The 9,561-nt window shown below is 41.6% G+C and carries 9 protein-coding genes; 2 read left to right on the forward strand and 7 right to left on the reverse strand.

The features are described from left to right. Nucleotides 1–388: 388 nt before the first annotated feature. Together NT175_06910 and NT175_06915 are read right to left on the reverse strand one after the other, a co-directional pair. Entirely contained in the window at nt 389–3,946 is a 3,558-nt protein-coding gene (locus NT175_06910; protein ID MCX6234442.1) for a T9SS type A sorting domain-containing protein, read from the reverse strand. Nucleotides 3,947–4,128: 182 nt separating this feature from the next. Further along, the gene (locus NT175_06915) at nt 4,129–4,776 is read right to left on the reverse strand and encodes a DUF47 family protein (protein MCX6234443.1); all 648 of its coding nucleotides are present in this window, start codon (nt 4,774–4,776) and stop codon (nt 4,129–4,131) included. Between the two features lie 224 nt (nt 4,777–5,000). On the opposite strand from NT175_06915, the gene NT175_06920 reads away from it, so the two are divergent. Then, a complete protein-coding gene (locus tag NT175_06920; protein MCX6234444.1) occupies nt 5,001–5,231 on the forward strand; it encodes a hypothetical protein in 231 nt (76 codons plus the stop codon). Nucleotides 5,232–5,405: 174 nt separating this feature from the next. Here the strand turns inward: NT175_06920 and NT175_06925 are convergent, their stop codons facing one another. The 3 genes from NT175_06925 to NT175_06935 all read right to left on the reverse strand — a co-directional run bounded on the left by NT175_06925 (nt 5,406) and on the right by NT175_06935 (nt 6,609). Continuing rightward, a complete protein-coding gene (locus tag NT175_06925; GenBank protein ID MCX6234445.1) occupies nt 5,406–5,756 on the reverse strand; it encodes a DUF86 domain-containing protein in 351 nt (116 codons plus the stop codon). Between the two features lies 1 nt (nt 5,757). Next, complete coding sequence (locus NT175_06930) at nt 5,758–6,048, reverse strand: nucleotidyltransferase family protein (protein MCX6234446.1); 291 nt, start codon at nt 6,046–6,048, stop codon at nt 5,758–5,760. A 393-nt stretch (nt 6,049–6,441) separates the two neighbouring features. After that, nucleotides 6,442–6,609, reverse strand: coding sequence for a hypothetical protein (locus NT175_06935; GenBank protein MCX6234447.1), 168 nt, complete (start codon nt 6,607–6,609; stop codon nt 6,442–6,444). A 404-nt stretch (nt 6,610–7,013) separates the two neighbouring features. Between NT175_06935 and NT175_06940 the strand changes: the two genes are divergently transcribed. After that, entirely contained in the window at nt 7,014–8,117 is a 1,104-nt protein-coding gene (locus NT175_06940) for a hypothetical protein (GenBank protein MCX6234448.1), read from the forward strand. Between the two features lie 398 nt (nt 8,118–8,515). Here NT175_06940 and NT175_06945 read toward each other — a convergent pair whose 3' ends face one another. Beyond that, a complete protein-coding gene (locus NT175_06945) occupies nt 8,516–8,689 on the reverse strand; it encodes a hypothetical protein (GenBank protein MCX6234449.1) in 174 nt (57 codons plus the stop codon). Between the two features lie 617 nt (nt 8,690–9,306). Beyond that, nucleotides 9,307–9,561 (reverse strand): kinase (locus tag NT175_06950; protein ID MCX6234450.1); only part of this gene is annotated, 255 nt, incomplete at its 5' end.

The following is a 9,561-nucleotide window of genomic DNA, read 5'->3' on the forward strand; positions in this document are numbered from 1 at the left end:
CCCTTGTTTCAGATTAAAGAAATTCAGATATCGCTTTATCTGCATCCCGGCTAAATGGATTAAATCAGGCCGGACACAAAAGTTACGCATTTATGGAAAACTACACTTTAAAACTTAAACTCCCAATATCTGACAAAATACCTTCTTAATAAAATAAATCAAACTAATTCTTTACAAATCAATGGAATAAGTATGCCTTGGGGGGGATCATTGATATTATTTTTCATAAAAAATATATGGGTAAGCCTTAAAAAATAAATTTATAGAATCCTCATTATAAACTTACCCGCCTTGGATTGAGAAAAATCCCTCCTTTTTCAAGACCTGCGGATTTTAGGCACAGACGCGCGCTAGCAATAGTATATCGACCAGTATCAAAATAACACTTTTATTTCCGGATGACAATTTCTTTCATAATCTGATTTGCCCCATCACTAATTGATAGAAAGTAGATGCCATTGGCCTGGTCGCTCAGGTCAATTTCAATTGATGTCCTGCCTGAAATCAGGGTTTCATTCTTTAGATAGATCACTTTACCAAGCTGGGTGTAGACTTTAAGAATGACTCCGGTTGAATGGCCGGCATACATATTAATGTAGAAAATTCCGTCATTCGGATTCGGGAAAATGCTGATGTTCGAGATATCCTTAAGATCACCAAGACCTTCGCACACGTCGACAACTACAAGATGTTCTTCGGAATAGGTTCCTTCACCGCAAGTATTAATGCCTTTGACTTTAATATAGGCGTCACCGCTCCAAAGATTCCAGGTGACGGTTCCAATAGTACCTGTGCCAGAGATAGTTCCTGCTTCGCTGGGTGACAGATCCCATTCATAGGAATCAGCATTGACAGAACCACTTGTTATAAAATCCGAAACGGAAGGCTGTGGAAATGAACAAACTGTATCAGGACCAACAGGTGTTGCGGCTTGTTCCGGTAATGGTGCTACGTAGATTACCAGGCTCTGCGATGGGAGGCCGACACCACAGTCATTTTGAGCCTGAACCAGGAGATCAGCAAAACCTGAGAAATCACTATTCCAGTCCACTGTTGCAATTGTGTCAGTCCCGGTAACCGTGCCTGCCGCAGAAGAGGCAGACAGAATCCACTGATAAGAGGTTGCATCTTCGACGTTTGTGGTTGTGTAGACGGTATTTTCGTTATTTTCACAGAGTTCGGCAGGACCGATTGGAATTTCAGTCTGTGCCGGGATATGAAGGATAAGCAGAACGGTATTTCCGGAAGCCTCATTGCATGGAATTAATCCGGTAGCTGTCAAAGTTAATGTGACAGTGCCGAAGGCAATATCATTTTCTCCGGGAGTATAAACAGGTGACAAAATGCTATTGTCATCAAAAGTCCCATCACCCGACGTAGACCACAAAAGCTGGGAATAGTTTTCAGCAGTAGCATTTTGGACAGTATAGTTGTCGAAATAGCAAACCGTGGCAGAATTGTCAAGAATGACAAAGGGTGCCGGCTGAATGGTCAGAATCATATCATCGCTGATAGTATTGGTTCCGTCAGATGCAGTCAATGTCAGGGTGACTGTTCCGGAAGAGATATCGCCTGATCCGGGTGTATATTCAGCATTCAACAGGGTATTGTCATTGAATGTTCCATCACCCGATGTGGACCATTCCAGAGATGTATAATTCGTTGAACTGCCAGTGCACTGATAGGTGCTGCCTTCACACACTGTACCATTGGGTCCTGCATTGGCTGTGAGTTGCTCAATGGGCGGGAACTCTATATAATCCACCCACATTGCATCCTGCCCCTCTGCAATGGAATTATTCTTAATATATTTCCATTCAAATGTATGAAAGCCTCCGTCTATTACCAGATACTGCTCAAATGACCAGTCCGTTTCTCCACTCCACTCCCCCTTGATGACATCATCAACCAGAAATTGTAATACATCAGCACCGGATTGTGTCGATGTCTTTTTCCAGAAGCTTATCATAACTGCAAAGGGAGATGGAATCAATTCCAGTTCGATTTTCAGGGATGTATTCTGGTTATCGCTGATAGTACCGGATTTGGCAGAATAGGTTCCATTCCGGTGCACTGAATTATCGATAAGCCAATCAGCATCGCCGGCGAATTGCCAGTCATTTTTCGAAAAGTCACCGGTCTCAAAATCTTCATCCGGTTGTGGGCCTACTGAAAATGTCCATGTATCACTGGATGCCTGTCCATAGCTGTTGAATGATTCAATACGCCAGAAATATTGCTGGTCAAACTGGAGTTCAGCCTGCGGGATATAGAAGGTATCGGTGGCTGTCACTCCATTAACAATATTCGTTGGCGGGTCATTTGTCCCCAAATAGACTTTAAAGGATGCAGCGCGGTCTCTGAAGTCCTGCCAATGCAATGATGCCCATGGAAAGTTATCATTGCTGGCGTTGGCAGGTTCAGGATTTGAAGCCGGGCGGGGACCGGCAGGGGTTTCAAAAGGAGATACATAGGACATAGCCACACCACTGCGGTTATCGGTCCAGCAGGGATAAACAATACCTGCCCTGGCATTGATACCCAGGTAGTCGCCAAAATAATTTGCTGCCAGGCCCGGAATAGGTTGCGGTGTGAAAGATACATCGCTGACTTTAAAATCTTCCCACGTTGTTCCGCCATTTGTGGAATTGGCCACCCATACTTCACACTGGGTGCTTCCGACATTTCTGTCGTCATAAAAAATGACGCTGAGGGTGCCAGTTTCAGGATCACAGGTGATCCAGGGGAAATAATGTTCTTTGCCCTGGCCTGTTGGATCCTGGTTGATTTTTACCGGGGTAGACCATGAACTGCCACCATTGGTAGACCGGATCATGTAAACGTCGATATCAGGTCCGATATTCGTGCCTGGCACGCCAATATTTGGCCAGACAATGTAGATATTCCCATTGTTTGGTCCGCCGCTGATATCAACGGTCATCGAAGGGAAAGAGTTGACCCTCATATTTTTTGATGTCTCACTCGACCGTATACCTTTAATGTTGTTAATGGCTCTGACTGCCGGCTGGAAGGAGAGTCCACCGTTGGTCGATTTCGCAAAGCCGATGGCTTTTTCGTCGCCACCGCCGTCATACACGGCAAAGGCCGTATAGACTTCTCCATCAGGTCCGGTATGAATATTTACACCCTGACACTGGCTGCCACCGGCAGCTGAACTGACATTTATGGGTGATGACCAGGTCAATCCATTGTCGGTTGAACGTGACAGTTCAATGTCACCAGCATTGGCGCCGCCAAAGTTCGTCCATGCAGTGTAAAGGTAACCTTCATAAGGATTGTCAGGTGCATTATCGATCCACAGGTGATTTTTATCAAGCACGCTGCCGAATCCAGGAGGTTTATTCGCGACGATGTGAGCGGTCCAGGTTTGTCCTCCGTCAGTTGACCGTGCCACACTTTGGCCACTGCCGTTATTTATGAATCCAATAAACTGCATGCCATTGGTGCCGATGACAGAAGCTGGGTCTCCCGAATTGGTTCCGCCTGCTCCCTGTATGCTTCCTTCCCAGTTTTGTCCTTCATCATGGGTCAATAAATAATCGGCACCATAAAGTGTACCTACCGGATTCTGTGTGGAATTGTTGGAGTTTAGTGCAGAAGATATATCATCCGGATAGACAAATATGGAGTTTTCGCTTTGTGTCGAATTTTCTTCTGTCACCGGAACATCCGGGGAATCAGTGGTGACAACTGTAGTGGCATTGATCGCTGATCCCCTGAAAGTTGCTGCCGGGGCTACCACATCAGGATTGTACTTGACCAGACCTAATCTGGCCATTTTCATCCAGTAACCCATATTGTCGATCCTGTAATCGGGCTGATAGCCTGCAGGCGGGTTCTCGTCATCAGGAATAGCCTGTGAAAGGATGACCACAGGTAAGATCATAATCGCAAATAATAGGACAACGTGCCGGAAATTAATCATTTTAAAATTCCGTTTAGTGTGTTGGAGAAATATAGATGCAAATTTCGAGGTGCAAAGTTAACAAAAAAAACGGTTATTTGTGTTAATTGTTCATCATGGGATACATTAACTTTAGCGATATGGCGAAAGTAAAATATGGATGAATTTCAGATGCTGGCTTGAAACATTGACTGATATATGTATCAGGCCACTTTGATAATGATGGTTTTCAGGACGTCGGCGACATCCTCAATGCGGTCAGCAGCCCTTTCCATGGTCTGAATAATCTCTTTTTTCTTGATCAGCTCAATGGCATCCTGTTCATTGGCAAACAACTGTGATAAGGTTGAGTGATAAACCTCATCAGCCGCATTTTCTATTTCATTGATCCTTATACAGGCTTCGGATATTTTATTTGGTTTCTTAAGATTCCTCAGTTCTTTTACCGCAGTATGAATTTCTTTTGTACCTGTAATGATTAGTTCAGTAAATTCAAGAAACTCAGCAGGAAATTTTTTAGGTTTATATAACTTTATTCTTTGGCTGGTTCCATTAATGAAATCGAGAACATCATCAATAGTGAAAGCCAGCTTGTGTATGTCTTCACGGTCGAAAGGGGTGATGAATGTCGAATCCAGCTGATCAAAAACCTGATGAGCAATATCATCACCCTTGTTTTCCAGCTCTTTGATCTCTTTAAATATGGGTTCTCTTAATTCAGCCTCTTCGGTCTGAATTAGTTTTTTGAGTAATTCTGCAGCTTTACATGCGGTTTCCGTTGCCTCTTCGAACATCGGAAAAAACTTTTTTTCTTTGGGAATAAGCGCACTGAATATCTTTGAGAAACCCATAAATGCTTGTTTAAATGGTTATTACTGTTATCATCCGTTTAATAAGGTAATGGACTATAAATATAATGGATAGTATTGACTAAGCGTCAATTTCTTAGTTTGAATTTATTAACAGATTTTTATCCCCCTGGAAATTAAGTTTTGTACAAATTTGCATCCGATGAAATGGTTCGCACTCATTTTCAGCATTTATATCCTCTTCATTATTTAATTACCATGTATGAATGAATGGCACCGAAAAGGAATATATTTTCGTTTTCGACAAAACAAAACAGGAAAATGGCAAAGAGGTCACGGAATTTAAAATGGTGGAGGTGAAGACAGGCCTTTCCGATGGTGGATATGCCGAAGTCATGATACCTGAAGGCCTGGATGTACGGAATCTGAAGGTGGTGATCAGCGGGGCTTACAGTCTTCTGGCAGCCAAGAATAATGCAGGGGCAATGAGCTGCTGAAAAGATTAATATTTGGGTGGCCCTTATTGGCTTCTTTGTGAAAAGGCCTTTTGGCTTTAAAGGGTGTTAGCAAGTCGCAAGGGTGTTTACCGTGAGGTATTATCAGTAGGAAGCTGTAAGCTTCCCCGTCAGTGGTTACTGGCGGGGAAGCCTACTCGATTGGGCCGTCGTGCTTTATTTTTCTTGTTCAATAATTGAGTCGATCTGGACTTTATTTGCCGGAAGATAATTTATCGCAATATCCCATATTATCTCATAGTCCACGCCGAAGTATTCATGTGAGACTCTATTTCTTAAATAGTACATTTCCTGCCAGGGGATTTCAGGATATTTTTCCTTTATTCTCGCATCAAGCTTCCTCGATGCCTCTCCAATGATTTCAAAATTTCTGATAACTGCATCTACAGTCTTATAATCTTTCTTGAAACGTTTAAAGTCGTAACCTTCTATATATTCAGCAATTCGACTCATCGCAAGTTGAATGTCTTCAAGAAACATTTGATATGTGCGTTCTTCATTTTTCAATCTAGATGTAATTTACTTGTTGAAGGATACGATCTTTGATGTGTTTCTTCAAGGCATTCTTTGTTACAAGATCAATTTTTCGACCAAATATATTTTCAAGGTAAATCTCAAGGGAAAAATATTTCCAACCTATTGGTTTTTCGAATTCTACGAGGATATCAATATCACTATTGTCAGTAAATGAATTATCGGAAAAAGAGCCAAAGAGCCCGATCTCTTTAACGGAGTAATCCTCATGAAGAGTAGGCTTTAATTCAGTTAGCTTGCTTAATATGTAATTCTTGGTAAGCATTTGCCAAAGGTATGAAAATTATTCCAATTCGTTTCAGCATGTGGCACACCCTTGTTGTAAGCTCTATAAGAATATCAAAAATACAAATTTTTTTTACAGAAGGCAATCAACAAGCGTGCATTATTTTCCAGAGGATGGAAAAGTCCCTTATACGCAGGTGTAACGTCCTGAAGTATTAGCAAGTCACAGAGCCTGCCCCGTACCGTAGGTCGGGGGTGGTATGCCGCGAGGCATGCATTGAAGGAAGTGTGGCTGTCCGGCCGTTGGCGGGATAAACTCCGTCCGGTACTGACAGCTTGTCCCGGACTTGTTCCGGGAAACAGGAACGGCATATGAGGCTATGTGTATATCTTCTTTACAATCAGCAAGCGGCAACCGGGATATAGCAGCAAATTAAATAACGTTCAGGATATGGACACGGTAAGATATTGCATAAAACAGCCTGAAACGCCAATTTACAGTCTTTTTCAGCCTATTCTTTTCATCAGGCATGGCCTTGTTTATTATAAAAAGTTTGGCCTCTTCCCTGAAAATATCAAGCCTGTCAACTAAGAAAGTCATTCAATTTCTATAGAAAAAAACTAAAAGGATGTGTGGCCAGGACTGGATTTCCCCGCCGGAGGCGGGGCAGGCTGTGCAACGTGGCTTCATGTTGGGTCCGCCTCAAGCGGACCACACGAAGCCTTATTTATTAGCAATTGTTGTTTTTTAATCATTTCATATTTATGTCTATATCCAAATATCCAACCTAAACGTGTTCGAATAGATTTATCCCCTTTTATTATCGAATCAACAGCTATTAGCAATTTTTTCAAATTAAAAAGGAGACAGCCACATAAAGCAAAAATAAAGTTTAAATTTATGGTGTTTCAATTTAATAATCAAATAACAAAGTATAGTTCAGAATCCATAAAAAAGAGAGAAGTGGTCAAAACCTTCTGCGGGAAAACTTTAATTAAAGTAAAATGAAAAACAAAACACTATATCTGGTAATCCAGACAGCATTGTTAATGTTGGTTGTTTTCGGCAGCAAATCATGTAAAAAAGACAATGTTTATACTATCTGGTCCGATGGAATTTACAGGAAATCTGAAATACGGAAACTTCAAGGTTTTTCGGAGCAAAGACCTGATTTGCTTTCTTCCGTAGGTATCAATGTAGATGAGTTTATAACCATTAGTACAGACTCTGCATGGCATCTGGTCGAAACTGACCGAAACAAGCTCCTGCAAGTACGCAACGGGGTCACTGCACCGGTAGCTACAACGGTGTTAGAAAAAGTGATTCCTCTTCAGGATGTGCCGAATTATATGAACAATATATACGGCGGTACGGTGGGAGGCTTTGTTTCAGTGGCCGCAGATTTAAAAAGCCTTTCGACAATGAACGATATCTATTATGGGCTTCGGCTAGATTACCCGAGTACCAAATTTTTACCCGATGGCGCCGGATACGCTGTTATACGGTTTACAAGCAGTAATCTAAATCACCTTACAATTCCATATTGTACAGAAATGGGTGGTACTTACCCTCACGCATGGCCCAATACCGGCGGTGGCTTTACTTCGTCGACCCTTGGTGATGGTGGTTTTCCCGAATATCTTTTTGACAATTACTTTGCCCCCGATCAGGGTGGCGAAATTTACGAAGTTACCCCTCTTGGAAACGAGATTCTAAGGGCTACCTTTCAGGTTAACAAATGGGTGACTACTGAACCCGAAGAAAAAAGCAAATCACAATGGGTAAATCCTATCCGTAATGGAATATTTGGCCGTTTAAACGATACCCTTTATCCTCTTCTGACCTTTGTGGATGGGCGCAAGCAAATTAGCACCAATCTTGATGATGTGATCGATTATACGGGTAATCTTTTCTATGTGGGGACTTATGCCGTTTATCAAAACTTCACTATGCGGGTTTGGGGATATGATGAACAACATTATCTTCTTACCACGTCCGACGATCAGGTATTTAGCAAGCTGCATCTCGACTTTGTTGAACGGGGAGTCTATGGGAAGGTGGTTTCGGTTGAAGCGGTTGAAAATCTTCATGAAGAAATTAACAGGTAAACCTCCTTATTTATAAGCTTTATAATGTTTGCTAACGGTTCCGTGGTTGGAAATGTTGGGGAGTTCGGGGCTGCGTCTGCATCCACCGTTAATGAGCTTTGGTGCGAGCGAAAAACTTGCCTTTCCATCATCAACTCCAATATTTTTAACCACGTGTTCGCACATGTTGGTTTTGTCTTTTATTGTTTAACTATATATACGTATCATGAAGAAATCAATTGTTTCTGTAATTTCTACTTATCTTGTCAATAGAGGAAGCTATCAAGCATCTGTATTGAAGTCAAGAGATTTATATTTCTTAGTGATAAGAATACATAGTACGAATGTAGAATACAAGCATATTAATTCTGACGAAGATTAATATACTTGTATTCATCAGATAGAATTTGGTGTGAGGTTTATTTTACAAATTTAGTTACCACGTTACAAAGTTGATTCATTGCCACAAGTTGTTGCTCTTGAACTTTCAACTGTAAAAACAAAATGTAATCAGATAGATTTTCGTCCCAATTTCTACCTGTTGCCTCTTTAAATACATTTTTGTAGGCTTCAAAAGGTTCTTCATTATTCATTTTAGTAACGGTTTTGGTTATACAATATGTGCTAACGGTTTGGCGGTATGTTTTGTTGCCGTTTTAGAAGCACGGCATTATCAAGTTAGTACAAGGTTTCATAGGTGCTGTTACGCTTCATTAACCCACTGTCCCGGCAATAAAATATACCGCCTGTGTGTGCCCTGCATGAGCATGCAGTGTACACTTGTTGTAAGCTTTACAAAAATGTTAAAAATACAAATTTTTTTAACAGAAGGCAATCGACAAGCGTGCATTATTTTCCAGAGGGTGGAAGTCCCTTATACGCAGGTGTGACGTCCTGAAGTATTAGCAAGTCACAGAGCCTGCCCCTACCGTAGGTCGGGGGTGGTATACCGCGAGGCATACACTGAAGGAAGTGTGGCTGTCCGGCCATTGGCGGGATAAACTCCATCCGGTACTGACAGCTTGTCCCGGACTTGTTCCGGGAAACAGAAATGGCAGAAGAGGCTATGAAGTTATGCTTACGTATTACGAAAAGATTGCTCCACATCTTAATGAACCACCCCGATTTAATCGGGATGGTGTGAGAGGCTCTCCCTGTCAGCTCAGCTGGCGGGACAGCCTACTCGATTGTGTACAGTTGATTTTATGATTTAAAAAAAATTATTAATTTGGTTATCTATTTCTTCAAGTTTGCCTGAGTTATCTATGATAATATGCTTTTCAGTAATTGGCTTAAAAATCTTTTTATATTTTAGATAATGCAAATATTGTGCGTCACTTTCATCTTCAAATCTTTGTTTCAGTCTCTCCTTGATGATCTCTTCAGACGAGCATTTAACTTCTACAATTTCAAATTTACTGCCTGCCTCATCAGCTATTTTTTTAGCACGATGTCTATCTTGTAT

Source organism: Bacteroidota bacterium (assembly GCA_026391695.1).
Lineage (GTDB): Bacteria > Bacteroidota > Bacteroidia > Bacteroidales > JAGONC01 > JAPLDP01.